Here is a 23,292-nt window from a genome sequence, read left to right as displayed (position 1 = left end):
GTGACCACCGCCGTCCTGGTCCTCGCGGCCGTCGTGTTCCTGTGCACGGCGTTCGTGCTCACCGCCGCGGAGACCGGCCTGACCTACCTGCCGCGCGCCGACGCCGAGACCATCGTCCGGGAGGACCCCGGCTCGGCCGCCGCGAAGCTGCTGGCCACGCCCACCGCCCACCTGCACGCCCTGCGCTTCTGGACGGTGTGGTTCGAGACCGCCTCGGCCGTGGCCGTGGCCCTCGCGATGTTCCACGGGCTCGGGGACGTCTGGCTCGCCGGCCTGCTCGCCACCGTGGTGATGGCCGCGGTGGGCTTCGTCCTCACCGGGGTGTCGCCCCGCCAGGTGGGCCGCAGCAACCCGGCCGGCACCGTCCGGTTCACCTCGGGCCTCGTGCGCGTGCTGCGCGCGCTGCTGGGGCCCGTGCCGGGCCTGCTCGTGCGCCTGGGCTCCTCCGTCGCCCGGGCGCCCGGGCACGCCGCCCCCGGCTTCCTCACCGAGGAGGAGCTGCTCGAGTTCGTCGACCGGTCCACCGACCAGGACGTCATCGAGGACAACGAGGCCGAGCTGCTGCACTCGGTCTTCGACCTCGACGACACGAACGTCCGGGCCGTCATGGTGCCGCGCACCGACATGGTGACCATCGACGACGACGAGACCGTGGACAACGCCCTGAACCTCTTCTTCCGCTCGGGCTACTCCCGGATCCCCGTCATCGGGGAGAGCGCCGACGACGTGCTCGGGATCCTCTACCAGAAGGACCTCGCCGAGCGCGTGCACCGGCAGGGCGCCGACCTGCGGATCGGCGGGCTGTCCGAGCTGGCCCGCGAGGTCCGCTACGTGCCGGAGTCCAAGAAGGTCAACGAGCTGCTGCGCGAGATGCAGCTCGAGTCCATCCACGTGGCCGTCGTCGTCGACGAGTACGGCGGCACCGCCGGGCTGGTGACCCTGGAGGACCTCATCGAGGAGCTGCTCGGGGAGATCGTCGACGAGTACGACCGCGAGAAGCCCGAGGTCGCCGAGCTCGGCGACGGCCGCTACCGCGTCTCGGCCGCCCTCGGGGTCGAGGACCTGGGCGACCTGTTCGGCGTCGACCTCGAGGACGACGAGGTGGACACGGCCGGCGGGCTGCTGGCCAAGAGCATCGGCCGGGTGCCCATCGTGGGCTCCCGCGCCACCGTCGAGGGCATCGTCCTCGAAGCCGTCACCCTGGAGGGCCGGCGCAACCGGGTGGGCCAGCTGGAGGTCCACCGGGACCCGGAGTGGGTTCCCCCGGGGTCCACGGCCGTGGACCCCGCCGCACTGGAGTCCGAGGAGGAGTCCCACCACCATGTCTGAGCCCACCCCCGACGAGCCCACACCCGCCGAGCCGACCGAGCCCACCGAGCCCGCCGGGCCGTTCCGCGCCGGGTTCGCGGTGCTCGTCGGCCGCCCCAACGCCGGCAAGTCCACGCTGACCAACGCCCTGGTCGGGCAGAAGGTCGCGATCACCTCCAACCGCCCGCAGACCACGCGCCACACCATCCGCGGCATCGTGCACCGCCCCGAGGGGCAGCTCGTCCTGGTGGACACCCCCGGGCTGCACCGGCCGCGGACCCTGCTGGGCGAGCGGCTCAACGACCTCGTGGCCGACACCCTCGCGGAGGTCGACGTCATCGGCTTCTGCGTCCCCGCCGACCAGAAGATCGGCCCGGGGGACCGCTACATCGCCCAGCAGCTGGCCGCCTCCGGCAACAAGCCCGTCGTCGCGATCGTGACGAAGACCGACACCGTCTCCCGCGCCGAGCTCACGGAGCAGCTGCTGGCCGTCACCGAGCTCGGCCGCTCCGTCATGGCGGCCGAGCACCAGGCCCGCGCCGAGCGGGCCGAGCGCGCCGCCCGGAAGCCGCGGCACCGCGGACCGGCCGCGCCCGCGCCGGCCGCGCCCGCCCCGGAGCCCGGGTGGGCCGACGTCATCCCCGTCTCCGCCGTGGACGGCTTCCAGGTGGAGGCCCTCGCGCAGCTGCTCGTCGCCCGGATGCCCGAGTCGCCGGCGCTGTACCCCGACGGGGAGCTGACCGACGAGCCCGAGCTGACCATGGTCGCGGAGCTCGTCCGCGAGGCGGCCCTCGAGGGAGTGCGCGACGAGCTGCCGCACTCCCTGGCGGTCGTGGTCGAGGAGATGGTCCCGCGCGAGGGCCGCCCGGCCGACCGGCCCCTGCTGGACGTGCGGGTCAACGTCTACGTGGAGCGGTCGTCGCAGAAGGCCATCATCATCGGCAAGGGCGGCTCCCGGCTGCGCGAGATCGGCACCCGCTCCCGCACCGCCATCGAGGCCCTGCTGGGCACCAAGGTCTACCTCGACCTGCACGTGAAGGTCGCCAAGGAGTGGCAGCGCGACCCCAAGCAGCTCTCCCGCCTGGGCTTCTAGGCCGGGCGACCCGGCCCCGGCGCGCGGCCCCCGCCGTGCGCCTCCACCGGGCGCCCCCACCGCGTGGCCCGTCACGGGCCGCGCCGCGCACGACTAGCATGGCTCCCGGCGCCCCGGCCGGGCGCCGTCCCCCCGACCCCGGCCCCCGCCGCGGCCGTTCCAGGAGAAGATCACCGTGTCCTCAACGCCCCCCGACGCCCCCGGGCGCCCGCGCGCCCGCCGATGGTCCCGGAAACGCTGGGCGGCCCTCGCGGTGGTGCTGGTGCTGCTCGTGGTCCTCGGCGCCGGCCTGGCGGCGACCTGGCGGCTGCAGTCCAACCTGGACACGTCCCCGCTGGACCTCGGCGACGGCTCCGGCACGGTCGAGGAGGGGCCGCTGGACGTCCTGGTGATGGGCACCGACACCCGTGAGGGCGAGGGCAACGACCAGTACGGCGACGACGACGACAGCTCCGGGTCCGGCCTGACGGACGTCATGATGCTCGTGCACGTGGCCGAGGACCGCAGCGGCGTCACGGTCGTCTCGCTCCCGCGCGACCTGGTGGCCGACATCCCGCAGTGCACCGACCCCGAGTCGGGGGAGGTGCACCCGGCCGAGGAGGACGCGATGCTGAACTCGGCGATCGCCAACGGCGGCCCCGGGTGCACGGTCGCCACGGTCAACCGGATGACGGGCCTGAAGATCGACCACTTCATGCTCGCCGACTTCAACGCCGTCAAGGAGCTCTCCTCCACGGTGGGCGGGGTCGAGGTGTGCGTCAACGAGGCCGTCGACGACCCGAAGTCCGGCCTGGAGCTGCCCGCCGGCGTGTCCTCGGTCGAGGGCGAGCAGGCCCTGGCGTTCCTGCGCAGCCGGGCCGCGTTCGGGGACGGCGGGGACACCAGCCGGATCCGCTCCCAGCAGTCCTTCCTGGCCTCGCTGGCGCGCATGATCAAGGAGGAGGGCACCCTCATGGACCTGCCCAAGCTCTACGAGATCGCCGACGTGGCGACCCGCAACCTGCACGTGGACGACGACCTCGGGTCCGTGCCCACCATGGTCGGCCTCGGCACGGCCGTGCGCGGGGTGGACCTGGCGGACATGGTGTTCGTGACCGTGCCCACGGAGCCCTACGCCCTGGACCCCAACCGCCTCCAGCTCGAGGAGGACGCGGCGGAGGACCTCTTCGAGGCGCTGCGCGAGGACCGGTCGCTCACGACCCCCACGGAGACCCCGACGGCCTCGGCGGGCCCCTCGCCCGAGGCGTCGACGGCCCCGCCGTTCGACCCGGCCTCGGTGCCGCTGTCGGTGTCCAACGCCTCCGGCGTCGAGGGCCGCGACGGCGACATCGCCGAGGTGCTCGAGGACGAGGGGTACACCCCGGTGGAGAGCGGGGCGCAGCCGGCGGAGCTGCCCGGCACGCAGGTCTTCTTCGGCGCCGGCTGGTCCGAGGCCGCCGCCGCCGTGGCGGAGCACCTGGGCGTGCCGTCGTCGCAGATCGTGCCGACCACCGACGTCGCCGGGGTGCTCGTCTCGGTGGGCCAGGACTTCCCGGAGGGGGACCGCCTGGAGGTGAGCTCGGCGCTGCCGGGGGAGCTCAACGGCCAGACCGCGGAGCAGTACACCTGCCAGCAGGCGGCGGGGGACTGGTGAGCCCGGGAGCCGGTCCGCTGCGCGCCGCGTGATAGGTTGGACACATGCGGACAGGGACCCTCCTCCTTACGTGCCGCAACGGGGCCTGACCCGTCGTCGAATGGCCGGCCTCCCGTTGCGGAGTTCCTGATGCCCGGCCACCCGCAGACTTCTCGAGCAGAACAGGCCCACCCCATGCGCAACCGCCAGCAGCCCTCCGGCATGCCGATCCACAAGTACGTGCCGTACCAGCAGCAGTTCCCCTTCGACATGTCCGACCGCACCTGGCCGGACCGGGCGATCACGGAGGCGCCGCGCTGGTGCGCCGTGGACCTGCGCGACGGCAACCAGGCGCTCATCGACCCCATGAACTCCGACCGCAAGCTCAGGATGTTCGAGCTGCTGGTGCGGATGGGGTACAAGGAGATCGAGGTGGGCTTCCCGTCCGCCTCCCAGACCGACTTCGACTTCGTGCGCCGGCTCATCGAGGAGGACCGGATCCCGGACGACGTCTCCATCCAGGTCCTCACCCAGTCCCGCGAGCACCTGATCGAGCGCACCTACGAGGCGATCGACGGCGCCGACCAGGCCATCGTCCACCTCTACAACGCGACCTCCACGCTGCAGCGGCGCGTGGTGTTCGAGCAGGACATGGACGGGATCGTCGACATCGCCCTCACGGGGGCGCGGCTGTGCATGAAGTACGAGGAGCAGCTGAAGAACACCGCCGTGACGTACGAGTACTCCCCGGAGTCCTACACCGGCACGGAGCTGGAGTTCGCCGCGCGCATCTCCAACGCGGTGGCGGAGACGTTCGAGATCGGCGGGGAGCGGGAGATGATCCTCAACCTGCCCGCGACCGTCGAGATGGCCACCCCCAACGTCTACGCGGACTCCATCGAGTGGATGTGCCGCAACCTCTACAACCGGGACGCCACCGTGGTCTCCCTGCACCCGCACAACGACCGCGGCACCGGGGTGGCCGCCGCCGAGCTCGGCTACCTGGCCGGCGCCGACCGGATCGAGGGCTGCCTGTTCGGCAACGGCGAGCGCACGGGCAACGTCGACCTCGTGACCCTGGGCCTGAACCTGCTGACCCAGGGCGTGGACCCGCAGATCGACTTCTCCGACATCGACGACATCCGGCGCACCGTGGAGTACTGCAACCAGCTGCCCGTCCACGAGCGCTCCCCGTACGGCGGGGACCTGGTCTTCACGGCCTTCTCCGGCTCCCACCAGGACGCCATCAAGAAGGGCTTCGACCGGATGGCCCGGGACGCCCAGGAGCAGGACCGCTCCGTGGACGAGCTCGTGTGGGCGGTGCCCTACCTGCCGATCGACCCGAAGGACCTCGGCCGGTCCTACGAGGCCGTGATCCGGGTGAACTCGCAGTCCGGCAAGGGCGGCGTGGCCTACCTGCTCAAGAACGAGCACGGCCTGGACCTGCCCCGCCGGGCGCAGATCGAGTTCTCCCGGGTGGTTCAGGAGCACACGGACACCAGCGGCGGGGAGGTCTCCGGGGCCCAGCTGTGGAAGGCGTTCGAGGACGAGTACCTGCCCACCGCCCACGAGTCCGGCGACGGCCGCTGGGGCCGCTACCGGATCACGAACATCACCACGACCTCCGAGGAGGACGGGGAGACCACCCTCGAGATCGGCCTGGACGTCGAGGGGGCCCAGCACCACTGCACCGGGCAGGGCAACGGCCCCATCGAGGCCCTGCTCGCCGTCTTCGCCGCGGAGGGCGTGGACGTGCGCGTGCTCGACTACAGCGAGCACGCCATGTCGGCCGGCGGCGACGCGCAGGCCGCCAGCTACGTCGAGGCGGCCGTGGGCGACCGGGTCCTGTGGGGCGTGGGGATCGACGCGAACACCACCCGGGCCTCCCTCAAGGCGGTCGTCTCCGCGGTGAACCGCGCGATCCGGGACGCCCAGGGCTGAGCCCCGCTCCCGCGCCGGCACGGCGGGCCGTCCCTGCGGGGGAGGCCCGCCGTCGCCGTGCGGGCCGCCCGGCTGTGCTGTCCGCCGGGCGTGGGAGAATGACCGGGTGGCCAGGACGACCTTCGCATCGCGCACCTACCGGGACGACGCCGTGGTGCTGCGCACCTACAAGCTGGGCGAGGCGGACCGGATCGTGGTGCTGCTGACCCGTGACCACGGCCAGGTGCGGGCGGTGGCCAAGGGCGTGCGCCGCACGACCTCCCGCTTCGGCTCCCGGTTGGAGCCGTTCAACGTGGCCGAGCTGCAGCTGGTCACCGGCCGGAACCTGGAGATCGTCTCCCAGGCCCTGGGCAAGCGCGGCTACGGGTCGGTCATCGCCGCCGACTACGCCAAGTACACCGCGGCCGCCGCCATGGCCGAGGCCGCGGAGAGGTTCACCGAGAACGACGACGAGTCCGCGGCCCAGCAGTACCGGCTGCTGGTCGGCGCGCTGTCCGCCCTGGCCCGCGGGCTGCACGAGCCGGGCGCGGTCCTGGACTCCTACCTCCTGCGGGCCGTGTCCACCGCCGGGTGGGCGCCGAGCTTCACGGACTGCGCCCGCTGCGGGGCTCCCGGCCCGCACGAGGCGTTCTCGGCGCCGCTCGGCGGCGCGGTCTGCCCGGCGTGCCGCCCGCCCGGGGCCGCCGCCCCGGACCCCGCCACGGTCGCCCACCTGTCCGCGCTGCTCACGGGCGACTGGGAGCGCATCGCGGCCGCGGACCCGCGCACGGCCCGGGCCGCGGCGGGAATCGTGGCGTCCTACGTACAGTGGCACCTGGAGAGGGCCGTCCGGTCCCTGCACCTCGTGGAACGGAGCTGACCATGCCCGGCTTTGCCGCCCCGCCCCCGCACCCCAGCGGCGCGACCGCCCCGCCCATCCCGTCCCCGTTCGTGCCCCGGCACGTGGCCGTGGTGATGGACGGCAACGGCCGCTGGGCGAACCAGCGCGGTCTGCCGCGCAACGAGGGCCACAAGGCGGGGGAGGCCGCGCTCATCGAGGTGATGGCCGGGGCCATCGAGCTGGGCATTCCCTACGTGAGCGCCTACGCCTTCTCCACCGAGAACTGGAAGCGGTCCCTCGACGAGGTCACGTTCCTGATGAACTACACCGCCGACGTCATGGAGCGCCAGCTGCCCACCTTCCAGGAGTGGGGCGTCCGGATCCGCTGGGCCGGCCGCAAGCCCCGCCTGTGGCGGGCCGTGATCAACCGTCTCGAGGAGGCGGAACGGGCCACGCGCGACAACGACGTGGTGACCCTGACCATGTGCGTCAACTACGGTGGGCGCGCCGAGATCGCCGACGCCGCGGCGGCCATCGCCGCCGACGCGAAGGCGGGCCTGCTCAACCCGCGCAGCATCGACGAGGCCACGGTGCAGCGCTACCTCGACGAGCCCGACCTCCCGGACGTGGACCTGTTCCTGCGCTCCTCCGGGGAGCAGCGGATCTCCAACTTCCTGCTGTGGCAGTCCGCCTACGCCGAACTCGTCTTCCAGGACGTCCTGTGGCCGGACGTCGACCGCCGCACCCTGTGGGAGGCGGTGGAGGTCTACGCCCGCCGTGACCGCCGGTACGGCGGCGCCGTGGACCGGGTGGCGGGTCCCGGCGCCTCCGCCTGAGCCTGCCCGGGCCGGCCGAGGGCGCGCAACCACGCCACGAGGTCCTGCTGGGCCGCCCGCCGCACGGGCTCACGGGAGAGGTGGACATCGTGCACCGCGCCGTCGTAGGAGCGCACGGTCACGTCCGGGCCCAGGTCCGGGGCGTGCCGGCGGATCTGCCGGACGTCCAGCACCGTGTCGGCCGAGCGCATCCGCTCCGACCACCACGGCCGGATGTGCGACCGCGCCGAGACCTGGACCAGCACCGGAACCTGAAGGTCCAGTCCGCGCGAGACCTCACGTTGAGCTCGAAGGACAGCGTTGAGCCACCCCGGGGTGATGTCGAAGCTGGTCTCGGGCCGCCACCGCGGATCGATCGGCCACTCGCCCTCGGCCTGCTCGCTGATCACCCGGTAGTAGTGGCTGCGCAGACGGGCCCGCACAGCCCGGTCCGGGCGCCGCCGGGCGAGCCGGCCCAGGGCCGGGCGGAGGGCGGCGCCCACCGCGTCGGAGCCGTGGCTGCCCAGCCACGGGGCGTTGAGGGCCAGGCCCGCCAGCCGGCCCGGGTGGCGGGCCGCCCACAGGGCCGCGGTCAGGCCGCCGGTGGAGTGACCCATCAGCACGAGCCGGCCGCCCGGCGCGGGCAGCCCGTCCTCGGCCATCAGGGCCAGGGCGGCGGCGATGTCGTCGTCGTAGTCGGCGAGGTCGGTGGCGTGCCCGGGGCTGGCGGCGCCCTCGGCCAGCACCGTGTCGGTGAGGTTGCGGCCGTAGCCGTGCAGGTCCAGGGCGTAGAAGCCGTACCCGGCCGCGGCGCACGTCCGGGCGAGCTCGGCGTTGAAGAAGTAGTCGGACCACCCGTGCAGGTACAGCACGGCGTCGCGCGGGGCCCGGCCGGCGGCCGGGCGGTCGTCGGGGCGGTGGCACACCACCGTGGCGGTGGAGTGCGGCGCCGAGCCCGGCCCCAGCTCCACGGTGCGGGCACGGAAGCCCGGCCCCAGCACGTCGGGGACCCACGGGTCGGGGGGAGCGCTCAACCGGTCACCTCCCGCGGGTGGTCGTCGGCCCGCCCGTGGTGCTCGCGGGACCGCCCGGGCGGTGGGGGCCCCTGTGGAAGACTGGGCCCATGCGCTTCTACCCTATGTTCTTCCAGGCCGTGTTCTCCCGGATGGACGCCGAGAAGGCCCACCGAGTGGGCTTCGCCGGTGTCCGGGCGGCCCGCGCCGTGCGGCTGAGCACGGCCCTGCGGGTGTACACCCGCGCCGATCCCGCCCTCGAGGTCGAGGCGCTCGGCCTGCGCTTCCCCTCGCCCTTCGGCCTCGCGGCCGGTTTCGACAAGGGGGCCGAGGGGATCGGCGCCCTGACCGACCTCGGCTTCGGCCACGTCGAGATCGGCACCGTGACCGCCCAGGCGCAGCCCGGCAACCCCCGCCCCCGGCTCTTCCGCCTCGTGCGGGACCGCGCCGTGGTGAACCGGATGGGCTTCAACAACGACGGCGCCGAGGCGGTGGCCCCGCGGCTGGCCCGGGCCCGGCGCGAGCTCGAGACCGACCACCGCGGCCGCGCCCGGCCCGTGCTGGGCGTGAACATCGGCAAGACGAAGGTGGTCCCGTTCGAGGACGCGGTGGACGACTACCTGCAGAGCACCCGCACGCTCGCGCCCCTGGCCGACTACCTGGTGGTCAACGTGTCCTCGCCCAACACCCCGGGGCTGCGCCAGCTCCAGGAGATCGAGAGCCTGCGTCCGCTGCTCTCCGCCGTGGGGGCCGCCGCCGACGAGGCCGCCGACCGGCACGTGCCGCTGCTGGTCAAGATCGCCCCGGACCTCTCCGACGAGGACGTCCGGGCCGTGGCCGACCTGGCACTGGACCTCGGGCTCGACGGCATCGTGGCCACCAACACCACGATCTCCCGCGAGGGACTCGTCTCCGACCCCGCGGAGGTCGAGGCCTGCGGGGCCGGCGGGCTCTCCGGGGCCCCGCTGCGGCGACGCTCCCTCAAGGTGCTGCGCCTGCTGCGCGAACGCGTGGGGGACCGGCTCGTGCTCGTCTCCTTGGGCGGGGTGACCACCGCCGAGGACGTCCAGGAACGCCTGGCCGCCGGCGCCACCCTCGTCCAGGGCTACACCGGGTTCCTCTACGAGGGGCCGTTCTGGGCCCGGAGCATCAACCAGGGGCTCGCGCGCCTGGCACGTCGCCGCGGCTGAGCCCGGGAACGGCTCCGCCCCCGGGCCGTGGGCCCGGGAACGGCTCCGCCCCCGGGCCGTGGGCCCGGGGGCGGAGCGGAAGGCGTGCGGCCCGGCGGCCGGGTCAGGAAGGACGCTGGCCGCGGGCGACCTGCGGCTTGGGCAGGCGCAGCCGGCGCATGGTGAACCCGCGCATCGCGGCGTACCAGCGCACGCCCGGCTCCACGGTCCCGAACTTGGCCTGCATGGCCTTCTTCATCCGGCCCGTGGACAGGACGGCGTCGGCGATGCCGAAGATCATGAGCGCCCAGATGACGTAGACCCCGTAGGTCGCCACGTCCTGGATCGGGAAGAACAGCACGACCAGGGCCACCAGGGCGACGACCATCAGGTACTCGCCCACGTTGATCCGGGAGTCCACCCAGTCCCGGGCGAAGCGCCGCTGCGGGCCCTTGTCCCGCGGGCCGAGGTAGCGCTCGTCCCCGGCCGCCATCCCCGCCTGGGCCCGCATCCGCTGCTCGCGGGCGCTCTCCCGGGACTGGGCCTTGGCGGCCTTGCGGTCCTCGGGCACCAGGGGGCGGCGGCGGGCGGCCTCCTGCTCCCGCCGGCTCGGCGTCGGCCGGCCCTTGCCCGGGGTCTGCCGCGGGGCGGCCGGCTGGGCCCGGGGCGGTTCAGCGGTCACCGAGGTGGAACCCGCACGGTCTGCGTCCTTCTTGCGTCCAAACACCCGTCAAGGATAGCCGACGCACCTGCGTCCGACCGCCGGGACCCGCACGTAGGCTGGCCACCATGAACGCGCCGTACACGCCCACCGTCCCCGTTCCCCTCGACGCCGTGCGCGCGGCCGTGCACGCGGACATGCCGAGAACCGTGGCCCAGCTGACCGAGCTGGTGGCGGTTCCCGGCATCGCCTGGGAGTCCTTCGACGCCACCCAGCTCGAGCGCAGCGCCGAGGCCGTCGCCGCCGTGCTGGCCGGCACCGGGCTCGACGAGGTGGAGATCCTCCGCGTGCCCCTCGGGGACGGTCCGGGCCACCCGGCCGTCATGGCCCGCCGCCGGCCCGCCCCCGGATACCCGACGGTGCTGCTCTACGCCCACCACGACGTGCAGCCGCCGGGCCGGCGGGAGCTGTGGGAGTCCGAGCCCTTCGTCGCCGAGGAGCGCGACGGCCGGCTGTACGGCCGGGGCGCCGCCGACGACAAGGCCGGGATCATGGCCCACGTGGCGGCTCTGCGCGCCGCGACGGACCAGCGCGGCGAGGACCTCGGGCTCGGGGTGACGGTCTTCGTGGAGGGCGAGGAGGAGGCGGGGTCCCCGTCCTTCCGGGACTTCCTGGAGGCCTACCGGGACCGGCTGGCCGCCGACGTCATCGTGATCGCCGACTCCGCCAACTGGGAGGTCGGCGTGCCGGCGCTGACCACGAGCCTGCGCGGCATGGTCGGGGCGATCGTGGAGGTCTCCGTGCTGGAGCACGCCGTGCACTCCGGGATGTACGGCGGGCCGGTCCTGGACGCCCCCACGCTGCTGTCCCGGCTGATCGCCACCTTCCACGACGACGACGGCGCCGTGGCCGTGGCCGGACTGCACGCGGAGGACAGCACCGACCTCGTCTACGACGAGCAGCGCTTCCGCGCCGACGCCGCGGTCCGCGACGGCGTCCGGCTCGCCGGGCGCGGCTCCATCGCCTCGCGGCTGTGGACGCAGCCCGCGCTGTCGGTCACGGGGATGGACGTGACGCCCGTCGACGTCGCCTCCAACACGATCGCGCCCTCCGCCCGCGCCAAGATCAGCCTCCGGACCGCGCCCGGGCAGGACCCCGTCGAGGCGGCCGAGGCGCTGCGGCGGCACGTCGAGTCCCACGCGCCCTTCGGCGCGCACGTGCGCTTCGAGCTGGAGGAGACGGGGCAGTCCTTCCGGACCGACATGGGCTCCGAGGCGGCCCGGGTCGCGCAGTGGGCGCTGGGGGAGGCGTGGGGCCGTCCCGCCGTGGAGACGGGGATCGGCGGGTCCATCCCCTTCACCGCGGACCTGCTGGAGGTCTATCCTGGGGCGGACATCCTCATCACGGGCGTCGAGGACCCGGACTCGCGGGCGCACAGCGCCAACGAGTCCCTGCACCTGGCGGACTTCGAGCGCGCGGTGGTCGCGGAGACCCTCATGCTGCTGGGCCTCGACGACGCCGCCCGTTCCGGGCAGCAGTCCCGGGAATGAACCCGGGCGCCCGTCCGTTGTGCCCGTGACAGACCCGCCGCCGGCCCGAACCCGTGCGGCGATCCTCCACAGAAAGTGAGCATCATGAGCGTCACGACCGAGAACGGCGCCGCAGTGGACGGCCTGCCCACCCACGGCGTCGTGCTGACCGAGGTCGCGTCCCAGAAGGTCCGCGCCCTGCTCGAGCAGGAGGGCCGCACGGACCTGCGGCTGCGCGTGGCGGTGCAGCCCGGCGGCTGCTCGGGCCTCATCTACCAGCTGTACTTCGACGAGCGCATCCTGGACGGGGACTCCGTGCGGGACTTCGGCGGCGTCGAGGTCGTCGTGGACAAGATGAGCGTGCCCTACCTCGAGGGCTCGACCGTCGACTTCGAGGACACGATCTCCAAGCAGGGGTTCTCGATCGACAACCCGAACGCGGGGGGTTCCTGCGCCTGCGGCGACTCCTTCCACTGAGCCGCCCCGCACCCTCTCGTGAGGCCCGCCGTCCGCCCGGACGGCGGGCCTCCGTGCGTTGCGGGACCGCCCCCGGAAACGGGTCCGCGCCGCGCCCCGGAGCGCCGCGCGGACGCTGACACTGTGTCACCAGATGTCAGCGACTAGGGGTAAGCTCGGAGGGAAACATTCCACATGACTGTGTCCAGGCTCTGGGAACCGGGGCCTTCGGCGCGCAGACGACGAGCACGAGAAGAAGAGGAAGGGCCGTCTGTGAGTTCGCACACACGAACCGGCAGCCGCCGGCGCCGCGCGGCAAGGACGTCCGCGGTCGCCGTCCTGGCAGCAACCGCGCTGACCGGTTGCTCCGAGGAGGCGAAGCTCGGCTGGATGCCCACCGAGCGGGGCGTCACCGACAACGCCGACATGATCCTGGACCTGTGGATCGGGTCGTGGATCGCGGCCCTGGCCGTGGGCCTGGTGACCTGGGGCCTCATGCTCTGGTGCATGATCGCCTACCGCCGCCGCAAGAACGAGACCGGCTACCCGCGGCAGGTGGCCTACCACGCGCCGCTCGAGGTCTTCTACACGATCGTGCCGATCGCGCTGATCATGTCCCTCTTCTTCTTCACGGTGCGCACGCAGTCCGCGATCACCACCCCGCACGACAACCCGGACGTCACCGTCCAGGTGTACGGCAAGCAGTGGGCCTGGGACTTCAACTACCTCACCGACGACGTCTGGGACACCGGCATCCAGGGTCACCTGGACGGCGAGGAGGGCGTGCCCGAGCGGGTGCCCACCCTCTACCTGCCCGTGGACAGCGACATCGAGCTGCAGGTCACCTCCCGCGACGTCATCCACTCCTTCTGGGTCCCCGCGTTCCTCGAGAAGGCGGACATGTTCCCCGGTCGCACCAACACCATCAGCATCACCACGGGCCAGGAGGGCTCCTACTACGGCAAGTGCGCCGAGTTCTGCGGGGAGTACCACTCCGAGATGCTGTTCAACGTCAACGTGGTCAGCCAGGCCGAGTACGACGCACACATCCAGTCCCTGCGCGAGAAGGGACAGACCGGTGCGCTGGGCGAGGAGTACAACCGTGACTCCTACCCGGACCCGGGTGAGGAGTTCGTGAACGAGCCCGGCTCCGCCGGTGAGTTCCCGGACGTCGACCAGCCCGCCGCCGACCTGTCTACGAACAACTAAGGAGTACCGGTGTCCACTCTCGAGTATTCACGGGACGAGGCAGCCACAGTCGCTCCGCGCGTGGTGCCCCGGTCCAAGGGCCGGATGGTCGTCAACTGGATCACGTCCACCGACCACAAGACGATCGGGTACATGTACCTGATCTCCTCCTTCGCCTTCTTCTGCATCGCCGGCGTGATGGCGCTCCTGATCCGCGCCGAGCTGTTCCAGCCGGGCATGCAGATCCTGGAGACCAAGGAGCAGTACAACCAGCTGTTCACCATGCACGGCACGCTCATGCTGCTGATGTTCGGCACGCCGCTGTTCGCCGGCTTCGCCAACGTCATCGTGCCGCTGCAGATCGGCGCCCCGGACGTGGCCTTCCCGCGGCTGAATGCGATCGCGTTCTGGTTCTTCCTGTTCGGCTCGCTGATCGCCACCGCCGGGTTCATCACCCCGCAGGGCGCGGCCTCCTTCGGCTGGTTCGCCTACACCCCGCTGTCCAACTCCTCGTTCTCGCCCGGCCTGGGCGGTGACCTGTGGGTCTTCGGCCTGGCGCTGTCAGGCTTCGGCACCATCATGGGCGCGGTCAACTTCATCACCACGATCATCGCGATGCGCGCCCCCGGCATGACCGTGTGGCGGATGGGCCTGTTCACCTGGAACGCGCTGATCACGTCGCTGCTGATCATCATGGTCTTCCCGCCGCTGGCGGCCGCCCTCTTCGCCCTGGGCATGGACCGCACCCTGGGCGGGCACATCTTCGACCCGGCCAACGGGGGAGCGGTGCTGTGGCAGCACCTGTTCTGGTTCTTCGGCCACCCCGAGGTCTACGTGCTGGCGCTGCCGTTCTTCGGCATCATCTCCGAGATCATCCCCGTGTTCTCCCGCAAGCCGCTCTTCGGCTACAAGGGCCTGGTCTTCGCGACCATCGCCATCGCGTCCCTGTCCGTGACGGTGTGGGCCCACCACATGTACGTCACCGGCGCGGTCATGCTGTCCTTCTTCGCCTTCATGACGATGATGATCGCGGTGCCCACCGGCGTGAAGTTCTTCAACTGGATCGGCACCATGTGGCAGGGCTCGATCACCTTCGAGACCCCGATGCTGTGGGTGCTGGGCTTTATGTTCACCTTCCTCTTCGGCGGCCTGACCGGCGTGATCCTGGCGACCCCGCCGCTGGACTTCCACGTCTCCGACTCCTACTTCGTGGTGGCGCACTTCCACTACGTGATCTTCGGGACCGTGGTGTTCGGCATGTTCGCCGGCTTCTACTTCTGGTGGCCGAAGTTCACCGGGTACATGCTCAACGAGCGGATCGGCAAGATCCACTTCTGGACCCTGTTCCTGGGCTTCCACATGACCTTCCTGATCCAGCACTGGCTGGGTGTGGACGGCATGCCGCGCCGCTACGCGGACTACCTGCCCGAGGACAACTTCACCTGGATGAACCAGATCTCCACCGCCGGTGCCATGCTGCTGGGCGTGTCGATGATCCCGTTCTTCTGGAACGTGTACACCACCCACCGCCACGGCAAGAAGGTCGAGGTGGACGACCCGTGGGGCTTCGGCGGTTCGCTGGAGTGGGCGACGTCCTGCCCGCCCCCGCGGCACAACTTCACCTCGCTGCCGCGGATCCGCTCCGAGCGCCCGGCGCTGGACCTGCACCACCCGGAGCTGGCCGCGGAGTCCCCGCAGCAGTCCCCGGTCGACGACGCCGCCATGGCCACGCGGAAGGGCTGAGCATGAAACTCTCCATCAAACTGTTCATCCTCCTCGGAGTGTTCAGCCTCGCGGCCGCGGTCGTGTACGGCTTCCTGACCCAGTTCGACGAGCTCGTCGGCTTCCCGGGCCTGCTGGCCGTCGGCGTCATGTCCTTCATGCTGGCCGTCTACCTCTGGCTCGTGGACCGCAACACCGGCGGTGTCCTGCCCGAGGACAAGCTCGACGGCGAGATCGTCGAGTCCGCCGGCGAGTACGGGCACTTCTCCCCGTGGAGCTGGTGGCCCCTGCTGCTGGGCATCGGCAGCGCCCTGGCGTTCCTGAGCCTGGCCATCGACTGGTGGATGCTGATGCTGGCAGCGCCCGTGGTGGTCGTCGCCCTGCTCGGGCTGATCTTCGAGTACTCCCGCGGCGATCACGCCCACTGATCGGGTCCGCTGAGACGGATACGGCGGAGGCCCCGGACACCTGTGGTGTCCGGGGCCTCCGCCGTCCTCACGTCCTGCCCTGCGGCTCCCCGTGCTGCTCGGTCCTGCGGTGCCCGCCCTGGCCCTGTCCGCTCCTGCCCCTGACCGTTCCTGCCGTGCCCGTCCCTGACCGTCCTCGGTCCCGGCGCCCCCTTAGACGGCTCCTCCGTTCCGGTCACAACCGGAGTGCGCCCGGTCGCCGACGAGCACGGGGTCGCCGGGTCCGCGAGAACCCACCCACAGCCCCCAGTGCCGTTCTCAGAGCCTGGGCGGCGGCACATGGGGAACGAGCGCGGCCCCGACATGCCGAGGCCGTCCAGAGCACTCGAGCGCGTCCTCCGCGTGCGCCGGCGGTGGCTTCCCGAGACCGGCCGTGTCCCGGGAAGCCCGGGGCGTACGTCCCGATCCGGAGTCAGCGTCGACCGGGCAGCGACGCGTCTCGTCGTACCCCGGGGGTCCGCAACACCGGGTCGTACCCGTGCACGGGGCTCCTGGATCGGCGAGGATGGCAGTGTGCCCGGCAGCGCGCAGAAGGAGCCGACGCGATGACGAAGTATCTGATCTCGTTCCCGAGCGGTGCCATGGTGGTTCCCGACGACGAGCTGCAGGCGGTGGCGGAGGCGGCCCACGCTGTGGTTCAGGAGGCCAAGGACGCCGGGGTGTGGGTGTTCGGCGGCGGCATCTGTCAACGGTCAGCGGGACTTCCCTGTGGGCGGTCAGGTGATCTCCCCGTCTGCGGACAGCTGATCTCCCTGTCCGCGGTCAGTTAATCTCCCTCCGGCGGTATCAGGTCAAGGGGACCACCCCGCGTCCGGCGGTGGCCTCGGTGAGCCGCAGCGAGGTGCCCTCGGTGATGATCACGTGGGCGTGGTGCAGAAGCCGGTCCACGGCTGCGGTGGCCAGGGTCTTGGGCATGATCGTGTCGAACCCTGCCGGATGGATGTTGCTGGTCACCGCGAGGCTGCGGCGTTCATAGGTCGCATCGACGAGACGGTAGAAGGCCTCGGCGGCGGCCTGGCCCGAGGGCAGCATCCCGATGTCGTCCACGACGATGAGCTCGGCCCGGGTGATCCGGGCGATGGTCTTGCCGATCGAACCGTCCACCCCGGCCCGGCCGATCGCGGCGGTCAGCGACTCGAGGGTGAACCAGGAGACCCGCATCCCGGCGTCGATGACCTGATGGGCCAGGGCCTCGAGGAAGTGGGTCTTGCCCGTGCCCGAAGGCCCCGAGATCGCGAGGTTCTCCGCCCGGCCCACCCATTCCAGGGTGGCCAGGGCGGACTGTGTCGGGGCCGGGATCGAAGAATCGCCTGACCGCCAGGACTCGAAGGTCTTCCCGGCCGGCAGGCCCGCGGCCTTGCGTCGGGCCGCGCGGGTGGCCTCGTCGCGCCCGCGCACCTCTTCGGCCAGCAGCGCACGGAGGACCTCGGTGGGGTCCCAGCGCTGGGCGCGGGCGGTGGCCAGCACCTCGGGGGCGGCCGCGCGCAGGTAGGGCATCCGCATCCGCTTGAGCACTGCGGCGAGATCGTCGGGCAACGGCGGCGCTGCCGGGGCGGTGGCCGTGTTCATTGAGCGGTCTCCTTGGTTGTGGGGGTTGTGCTGGTTGTTGTGCTGGTGCCGAAGTCGGCCCAGGAGGCGGTGCCGGGTTGGGCGGAGTGGGTCTCGTCGGCGGCCACGAGTCCGGCGGCGGTGGCCCCGGTGGCCTGGTGATCGCAGATCGCGGTCAGATCACCCTCGCCGAAGCGCCCGGCGGCCGCGGCTACCCCGAGGGCTGCGTCCACGGGCCCGTCCCCGATGAGGGCGGCGAGCTCAACGGCGGCGGCCATCTTCGCCCGGATCCGTACCGTTCCGGCGGCGGAGGCCTCGATCAGCCAGGCCTGCGCGCCGGCGCCCAGGGCCAGGAAGTCCTTCTCCGCCGCGCTGCGGGGCCGTGGCCGGGGCGGGCGTGGCGCACCGGTGGGGTCCTGCGGGTGGTCAGGGTAGTGGCCCAGGTCGATCCGTGGATTGCCCGGGGTCGAGAGGCGGTGGCGGGCGACCTCGGTGAGCCCAGCCCGCCCGGCCGCCCACCCCGGGGCCACCGGAAGGGTGTCGAGGTCGGCGACGACCACCAGCTCCTCGGCTGCGACCCGCACCCACACCTCGGCCCCGACCAGCCCGGGCGGGGTGGAGTAGCGCACCGAGCCGAACCGGATGGTCTGATCCGTGCCCACCGTGCGGGTCACCCCCAGGGCGGTGGTGTGCGGGGCGGTCGGGGCCACGTGCAGGCGTTGCTGCTCCTCGACCAGCGCCTCGGCGGGAACCCGGGCGGTCTCCCGGTGGGTGCGCCCGTTGACCTTGGCGCAGAACGCCGTGCAGGCGGCCTCGAGTGCGGCGAAGGAGGCGTAGTGCTCACGCAGGTTGGCGTCAGTGGGCACCAGATCGGCCTTGGCGATGCGCACCGTGGACTCCGACCCGCCCTTGGACTCCGGGTCATACGGCACGCAGGTGTGCACCTGGGTGCCGTAGTGCCGGCCGGCTTGAACGATCTGCGGGTGGCGCACCGGCGCCCCGGCCACGTGATCGACGGTGACGGTCCTGGGGTTGTCGGTGAGCACGTAGGTGGGCACCCCGCCGATCCGGGCCAGAGTCGCATCCAGGCACCCGATCAGCGTCGGGAGGGTCTGGTCCCAGACCGGGATCACCACCCGGAACCGCGACCACGCCAGCCAGGCGCAGAACAACCAGGTGCGCCGCGGCGTCCCGTCCACCCCGGGCACCTTCGGGCCCTCGCCCCAGTCGAACTGCAACCACAGCCCCGGCTCGGTGATCCAGGGCCGGTAGGTGCGCCGGTGCCCGGCCCGCCAAGCAGCCTTCACCTGCGCCACCGCCCGGCGGGTGGTCCGCTCGGTCCCCGGGAACCCCACACCGACCAGGCGGGCGTGGACGACGTCGGCGCGGACCGTGCCCTGGCTGCGCTCGACCCACTCCTCGATCTTCGGCAGGTAAGCGTCGATCATCCGGGGCCGGCGGCCCGGGCCGGTCACCGGCCGGCCCGCATCCCGGGCGGCGGCGTAACGGCGCACCGTCTTCGGATCCACCCCGGCCAGAGCCGCGGCCGAGTGCGCGGAACCGGTGGCGTCATAGGCTTCGAGAATTTCCATGATCTCCCTGTCAGACTTCTTCATGCGTCCCTCCGGCGGGTGATGGCTCAAGGTGGTCAGAGACCTCGAGCGAACCCCCGGAGGGACGTCTGCGGAGGGACCGACACGAGCCCCATCCCATGGCACAGGACAGGGAGATCAGCTGTCCGTCAGCAGGGAGATACGTGTCCGCCTACAGGGAGATTGGCATGTCCGCTAGCAGGCATCGACGAGAGCGTTCCGCCGGTCCTGGTGGACGGTGGCGGAACCGTGACCGCGGGCACCTATCCGCAGACGCGCCAGCTCGACGGCGGCTATGCCGTCCTGTAGGTTCCCTCCCGGGACGCGGCACTGGAGTGGGCGGCGAAGCTAGCGGTCGCGTGCCGGTGCGCGCAGGAGGTCCGCGCGTTCGGGGACGATCCCGCCAGTTGACGGACCTTGGCCGCAGGGGGAACACCTGCACGGTTTACCTCCGGGAGGTCCACGTGGTCCAGGACGATCCCGAGAGCTGATCGACCCTGCCCGCAGGAGACGACGGCTGCGCGGTTCACCTCGGGCAGACCCCTGGCTGTCCGCGGTGCCCGCCCCAATGGTCGGCCGTCGCCCCGATGGACGTGACCCGTGCCGTCGGACCAGCCCGCGCCATCGGCCCGGCGCGTGCCATGGACCCGTCGGGCGGTCCCCGGCGGACCGGGGGACGTGGACCGTGCCGTCGGACCGGCGCGTGTCATGGGCCCGTCGGGTGGTGCCCAGGCGGCCCGGGGCATGCCCTTGCGCGCACCGTCCGTCGGTCGTGATGCGGCCAGCTACCAGGGGCCCGTGCCGGCCCAGGACGGACTCGTGCCCGTCGCAGTCCGGATGCTGGGGGACCATGTCGATCTCGACCCGGCCACGCGTCGTCCACGGCACGGCGTCGGACGGCCAGGAGCCGTCCCCGCGGAAGCGCGCGGACCGTGCGGCCGTCGGGCGCCGGGCCCGTCGCTCCACACGGCGTCGGGTGGAGCGCACCGGCCCAGGACGTCGTCCTCCCGCGCCGACGACACCGTGAGCACGTCCAGCACCGACCCCGTCCCGGGGTGCTTCGGAGGCCTCGCGCGGCCGCCGGCCACGGCGGTGCCGCCGGTGAGTTCGGCCAGGTTCACGGTCTGCGCGCCGGCGCCGCAACGGGGATCTACGGTGCCCGTCGCATGGGCAGCGGTCCGCGCAGGACCCGGGCGGCCGGGCACCGCCCGGCGGTCCGGCTCCTGGCGTGCCCAGGAGCCGCAGAGGGCCAGGAATCGGGCCGTCCGCGGCTCGATCCGTCGCGGAACGGTCCGGCGGCACCGTACGGGCCACTGTGGGATGCGCCCGCAGAGCCCGACGAGCGGGCAGGGAACCGGTGGACGGCGGGGAGCGGTCGGGGGCGGGGTCGGGTCGGCGGCCGGGACGGGTCGGCGGCGCGGAAGCGGAACAGCTGCGCGGTCGGCGTGACCCCGGGCCGGCGTGGCGGGGCAGCACCACGGTGCGAAGACGACGGGGCCCCGGGAGGACCATCCTCCCGGGGCCCCGTCAGGCGGTCGAACGGCTCAGCGGACGAGCTCCCGGTCCTGGGGACCGGCCGTCACGGCCTCCGCCTCGTGGTGGTGGTGCGCAGCCTCGAGCTCGGCCGGGGTGACGGGGGCGACGCGGTCCTCGAAGAAGAACCGGCTGACCCGCTCGCGCACCTTCTCGGCGCCCGTGATCTTGCCCTTGCCGTTCGGCTGGGCCGGCAGCACCTTGTAGTCCGGCATGGAGACCAGACGGTAGCGCTTGTACTCGTCGAGCGGCTCGTGCACCTCGATGAACTCACCGTGGGGCAGCTGCTGGACGCGGCCGGTCTCGCGGCCGTGGAGCACGATCTCGCGGTCCTTGCGCTGCAGCGCCAGGCAGATGCGACGGGTGATGATGAAGCCCAGGATCGGTGCGATGAAGTACGCGGCCCGCAGCCAGTAGATGACGTCGTTGAGCGACACGTTGAAGTGCGTGGCGATGAGGTCACCACTGGCCGCGACGAGCATCACGGTGTAGAAGGCCACGCCGGCGACGCCCATGGCGGTGCGGAAGGGAGCGTTGCGCGGGCGGTCCAGGATGTGGTGCTCGCGGTCGTCCTTCGTCACCCACCGCTCGATCCACGGCCAGGCGGCCATGAGGGCGAACAGGATCATGATCGGGACCATGGGCAGCAGGACGTTCATCGGGATCGACATGCCCCAGAAGGTCCACTCCCAGTTGAAGGGCCAGGTGCCGGGCATGAGGCGCACGGCGCCGTCGGTGAAGCCCATGTACCAGTCGGGCTGCGAACCGGCCTGCACCGGGGAGGGGTCGTACGGCCCGTAGTTCCAGATCGCGTTGATGGTGGTGGTGGCCGCCATCAGCGCCATGATGCCGAAGACGATGAAGAAGAAGCCGCCCGCCTTGGCCGCGTAGACCGGGCCCACGGGGAAGCCGACCACGTTGTTCTCGGTGCGGCCGGGGCCGGGGAACTGGGTGTGCTTGTGCACGACGACCATGAACAGGTGGACCACGATCAGACCGAGGATCGCCGCGGGGATCAGCAGCACGTGGATGATGTAGAGACGCGCGATGATGTCGTGGCCGGGGAACTCGCCGCCGAAGAGGAACATCGACAGGTAGGCACCGACCAGCGGGATGGCCTTGAGGATCGCGTCGGCGATCCGCAGACCGTTGCCGGAGAGGACGTCGTCCGGCAGGGAGTAGCCGGAGAAGCCCGCCACGATGGTCAGCAGGAACAGCCCGACGCCGACGAGCCAGTTCAGCTCACGGGGCCGGCGGAACGCACCGGTGAAGAACACGCGGAGCATGTGCACGGCCACGGCCGCGGCGAACACCAGCGCGGACCAGTGGTGGATCTGGCGCAGGAACAGCCCGCCGCGGATGTCGAAGGAGATGTCGAGGGTGGAGGCGTAGGCCGCCGACATCTCGACGCCCTGCATGGGCACGTAGGAGCCCTCGTACTCCAGCGCCGCCATGGACGGCTCGAACCAGAGCGCCAGGAACGTCCCCGAGAGCAGGAGGATGACGAAGGTGTACAGCGCCACCTCGCCGAACATGAAGGACCAGTGGTCCGGGAAGATCTTCCGGCCGAACTCCTTGACGATCGGCGACATGCCGACCCGGGTGTCGACGAAGTTCGCGATCCGGCCGGTGCCGGTCTGCGGCTTGTACTCGTAATCAGTGGACGTGGACATCAGTTCGCCTCACCCTGCATCTCTTCGACATGGGTACCCCGCTGGGAGTAGGTCGGTCCGACCGGTTCCTGGAAATCGCTGCGGGCCACGAGGTAGCCCTCGTCGTCCACGGTGATCGGCAGCTGGGGGAGGGGCCGGGCAGCCGGCCCGAAGATGACCTCGCACTCGTTGGTGAGGTCGAAAGTGGACTGGTGGCACGGGCACAGCAGGTGGTGGGTCTGCTGCTCGTACAGTGCCACCGGGCAGCCGACGTGGGTGCAGACCTTCGAGTAGGCGAAGATGCCGTCGACGTTCCAGTCGGCCCGCTCGGGAGACACGTTGACGGACTCCGGGTCCAGGCGCATGAGCAGGACCACGGCCTTGGCCTTCTCGTCCAGGTAGCCCTCGTTGTGCCCGATCGTGCTCAGGTTCTCCGGCACGACGTGGAACGTGGAGCCCAGGGTGACGTCCGAGGCCTTGATCGGCGTCCCGGAGGGGTCGCGGACCAGGCGGATGCCCTCGTCCCACAGGGTCTCCTTGAGGACGTCCAGGTTGGTGGGGCCCAGGTCCTTGAGCAGCCCGACGAAGGGCAGGGGAGCGAGGACGGCCGCGCCGATGAGGGTGTTGCGCAGCAGCGGACGGCGCTTGATGCCCGACTCGTCGTAGATCGTGGTGAGGATGCTCTGCGCGTCGGCGCGCTGCTCCTCGGTGCGGACCGCGTGCCGGCTCTCGACCAGCTCGTGGTCCGGCATGAGCGTGCGCGCCCAGTGCACGACCCCCAGGCCGATCCCGAACATGCCGAGCGCGATGCCCAGGCCCAGCAGGAGGTTCTGCAGCTGCAGCGCCTGGGTGGGGGCCGTGTTCGTGACGTCGTAAATCGGGCCGTCCACCCGGACGCCGAAGTAGCCGACGAAGAACAGGACGGATCCGATGATCGAGATCAGGAACAGCAGGACGACCTGCCGTTCGGCGCGCTTGGCCGCCCGGTCGTCGACGTCCGTCAGGCGCGGGCGGTGCGGGGGCAGTCCGGGGTCAGGGAAACGCTCCATCGCCGTGGTGCCCGTGGTGGCAACTGTTCCCGACTCGTGGGGAGTGCCGTCACTGTGGCTTCCCATGTGTGGTCCCTCATTCTTCTCTTGGTGCAGTTGATCGTAGCTAGTGGGTCCGACATGT

General features: G+C 71.8%; 18 protein-coding genes and 1 pseudogene. 13 read left to right on the top strand and 6 right to left on the bottom strand.

What is annotated here, in order from left to right; all coding sequences use genetic code 11:
- From AYX06_RS02580 to AYX06_RS02555, 6 genes are all read left to right on the top strand, one after another.
- Positions 1-1,329: a hemolysin family protein gene (locus tag AYX06_RS02580; protein WP_062734177.1), complete on the top strand. Its 1,329-nt coding sequence runs from the start codon at positions 1-3 to the stop codon at positions 1,327-1,329.
- The gene (locus tag AYX06_RS02575; protein ID WP_062734175.1) at positions 1,322-2,401 is read left to right on the top strand and encodes a GTPase Era; all 1,080 of its coding nucleotides are present in this window, start codon (positions 1,322-1,324) and stop codon (positions 2,399-2,401) included. The genes AYX06_RS02580 and AYX06_RS02575 overlap by 8 nt, the downstream gene beginning before the upstream one ends.
- Before the next feature lie 175 nt (positions 2,402-2,576).
- Complete coding sequence (locus AYX06_RS02570) at positions 2,577-4,034, top strand: LCP family protein (RefSeq protein ID WP_062734173.1); 1,458 nt, start codon at positions 2,577-2,579, stop codon at positions 4,032-4,034.
- Between the two features lie 174 nt (positions 4,035-4,208).
- Positions 4,209-5,954: a 2-isopropylmalate synthase gene (leuA, locus tag AYX06_RS02565; RefSeq protein ID WP_062734171.1), complete on the top strand. Its 1,746-nt coding sequence runs from the start codon at positions 4,209-4,211 to the stop codon at positions 5,952-5,954.
- 106 nt (positions 5,955-6,060) lie between these two features.
- On the top strand, positions 6,061-6,813 hold the full coding sequence (gene recO, locus AYX06_RS02560; protein WP_062734168.1) for a DNA repair protein RecO: 753 nt from the start codon (positions 6,061-6,063) through the stop codon (positions 6,811-6,813).
- 2 nt (positions 6,814-6,815) lie between these two features.
- A complete protein-coding gene (locus tag AYX06_RS02555) occupies positions 6,816-7,610 on the top strand; it encodes an isoprenyl transferase (RefSeq protein WP_062734165.1) in 795 nt (264 codons plus the stop codon).
- Here the strand turns inward: AYX06_RS02555 and AYX06_RS02550 are convergent.
- A complete protein-coding gene (locus AYX06_RS02550; RefSeq protein WP_062734164.1) occupies positions 7,541-8,623 on the bottom strand; it encodes an alpha/beta hydrolase in 1,083 nt (360 codons plus the stop codon). The genes AYX06_RS02555 and AYX06_RS02550 overlap by 70 nt on opposite strands.
- A gap of 89 nt (positions 8,624-8,712) precedes the next feature.
- On the opposite strand from AYX06_RS02550, the gene AYX06_RS02545 reads away from it, so the two are divergent.
- Entirely contained in the window at positions 8,713-9,792 is a 1,080-nt protein-coding gene (locus tag AYX06_RS02545) for a quinone-dependent dihydroorotate dehydrogenase (protein WP_062734163.1), read from the top strand.
- A 103-nt stretch (positions 9,793-9,895) separates the two neighbouring features.
- Here the strand turns inward: AYX06_RS02545 and AYX06_RS02540 are convergent, their stop codons facing one another.
- The gene (locus AYX06_RS02540; RefSeq protein WP_062734162.1) at positions 9,896-10,453 is read right to left on the bottom strand and encodes a DUF3043 domain-containing protein; all 558 of its coding nucleotides are present in this window, start codon (positions 10,451-10,453) and stop codon (positions 9,896-9,898) included.
- Between the two features lie 107 nt (positions 10,454-10,560).
- Here AYX06_RS02540 and AYX06_RS02535 point away from each other — a divergent pair, with 107 nt between their 5' ends.
- From AYX06_RS02535 to AYX06_RS02510, 6 genes and pseudogenes are all read left to right on the top strand, one after another.
- On the top strand, positions 10,561-11,982 hold the full coding sequence (locus tag AYX06_RS02535) for a dipeptidase (protein WP_062734160.1): 1,422 nt from the start codon (positions 10,561-10,563) through the stop codon (positions 11,980-11,982).
- An 84-nt stretch (positions 11,983-12,066) separates the two neighbouring features.
- Positions 12,067-12,438, top strand: a complete 372-nt coding sequence (locus tag AYX06_RS02530; protein WP_047802655.1) for a HesB/IscA family protein — start codon at positions 12,067-12,069, stop codon at positions 12,436-12,438.
- Positions 12,439-12,690: 252 nt separating this feature from the next.
- Complete coding sequence (gene ctaC / locus AYX06_RS02525; RefSeq protein ID WP_232319376.1) at positions 12,691-13,626, top strand: aa3-type cytochrome oxidase subunit II; 936 nt, start codon at positions 12,691-12,693, stop codon at positions 13,624-13,626.
- Between the two features lie 9 nt (positions 13,627-13,635).
- Complete coding sequence (ctaD, locus tag AYX06_RS02520; RefSeq protein WP_062734158.1) at positions 13,636-15,348, top strand: aa3-type cytochrome oxidase subunit I; 1,713 nt, start codon at positions 13,636-13,638, stop codon at positions 15,346-15,348.
- Positions 15,349-15,350: 2 nt separating this feature from the next.
- Positions 15,351-15,755, top strand: coding sequence for a cytochrome c oxidase subunit 4 (locus tag AYX06_RS02515; RefSeq protein WP_062734157.1), 405 nt, complete (start codon positions 15,351-15,353; stop codon positions 15,753-15,755).
- 584 nt (positions 15,756-16,339) lie between these two features.
- A pseudogene (locus tag AYX06_RS02510) lies at positions 16,340-16,477 on the top strand (transcription initiation protein); the annotation flags it as partial.
- A gap of 103 nt (positions 16,478-16,580) precedes the next feature.
- On the opposite strand, the gene istB reads toward AYX06_RS02510, so the two are convergent.
- The 4 genes from istB to qcrA all read right to left on the bottom strand — a co-directional run bounded on the left by istB (position 16,581) and on the right by qcrA (position 23,234).
- Complete coding sequence (istB, locus tag AYX06_RS02505) at positions 16,581-17,363, bottom strand: IS21-like element helper ATPase IstB (RefSeq protein ID WP_062733518.1); 783 nt, start codon at positions 17,361-17,363, stop codon at positions 16,581-16,583.
- Positions 17,360-18,958, bottom strand: coding sequence for an IS21 family transposase (istA, locus tag AYX06_RS02500; RefSeq protein ID WP_198161393.1), 1,599 nt, complete (start codon positions 18,956-18,958; stop codon positions 17,360-17,362). The genes istB and istA overlap by 4 nt, the downstream gene beginning before the upstream one ends.
- 1,520 nt (positions 18,959-20,478) lie before the next feature.
- On the bottom strand, positions 20,479-22,140 hold the full coding sequence (gene qcrB, locus AYX06_RS02495; RefSeq protein WP_062734155.1) for a cytochrome bc1 complex cytochrome b subunit: 1,662 nt from the start codon (positions 22,138-22,140) through the stop codon (positions 20,479-20,481).
- The gene (gene qcrA, locus AYX06_RS02490) at positions 22,140-23,234 is read right to left on the bottom strand and encodes a cytochrome bc1 complex Rieske iron-sulfur subunit (RefSeq protein WP_062734152.1); all 1,095 of its coding nucleotides are present in this window, start codon (positions 23,232-23,234) and stop codon (positions 22,140-22,142) included. Before qcrA ends, qcrB begins: the two co-directional genes overlap by 1 nt.
- Positions 23,235-23,292: the final 58 nt, after the last annotated feature.

The sequence above is a fragment of the Kocuria turfanensis genome (genome assembly GCF_001580365.1).
GTDB lineage: Bacteria > Actinomycetota > Actinomycetes > Actinomycetales > Micrococcaceae > Kocuria > Kocuria turfanensis.
The sequence above is the reverse complement of the archived record's forward strand: the minus strand, read 5'-3'. Positions and strand labels throughout refer to the sequence as shown.

What these genes read in the sequence shown, in the direction of transcription:
- qcrB (WP_062734155.1), bottom strand. Translation starts at nt 22,140, where the DNA reads ATGTCCACGTCCACTGATTACGAGTACAAGCCGCAGACCGGCACCGGC.
- istB (WP_062733518.1), bottom strand. Translation starts at nt 17,363, where the DNA reads ATGAACACGGCCACCGCCCCGGCAGCGCCGCCGTTGCCCGACGATCTC.
- istA (WP_198161393.1), bottom strand. Translation starts at nt 18,958, where the DNA reads ATGAAGAAGTCTGACAGGGAGATCATGGAAATTCTCGAAGCCTATGAC.
- AYX06_RS02515 (WP_062734157.1), top strand. Translation starts at nt 15,351, where the DNA reads ATGAAACTCTCCATCAAACTGTTCATCCTCCTCGGAGTGTTCAGCCTC.
- AYX06_RS02555 (WP_062734165.1), top strand. Translation starts at nt 6,816, where the DNA reads ATGCCCGGCTTTGCCGCCCCGCCCCCGCACCCCAGCGGCGCGACCGCC.
- leuA (WP_062734171.1), top strand. Translation starts at nt 4,209, where the DNA reads ATGCGCAACCGCCAGCAGCCCTCCGGCATGCCGATCCACAAGTACGTG.
- AYX06_RS02545 (WP_062734163.1), top strand. Translation starts at nt 8,713, where the DNA reads ATGCGCTTCTACCCTATGTTCTTCCAGGCCGTGTTCTCCCGGATGGAC.
- qcrA (WP_062734152.1), bottom strand. Translation starts at nt 23,234, where the DNA reads ATGGGAAGCCACAGTGACGGCACTCCCCACGAGTCGGGAACAGTTGCC.
- AYX06_RS02575 (WP_062734175.1), top strand. Translation starts at nt 1,322, where the DNA reads ATGTCTGAGCCCACCCCCGACGAGCCCACACCCGCCGAGCCGACCGAG.
- AYX06_RS02530 (WP_047802655.1), top strand. Translation starts at nt 12,067, where the DNA reads ATGAGCGTCACGACCGAGAACGGCGCCGCAGTGGACGGCCTGCCCACC.
- AYX06_RS02535 (WP_062734160.1), top strand. Translation starts at nt 10,561, where the DNA reads ATGAACGCGCCGTACACGCCCACCGTCCCCGTTCCCCTCGACGCCGTG.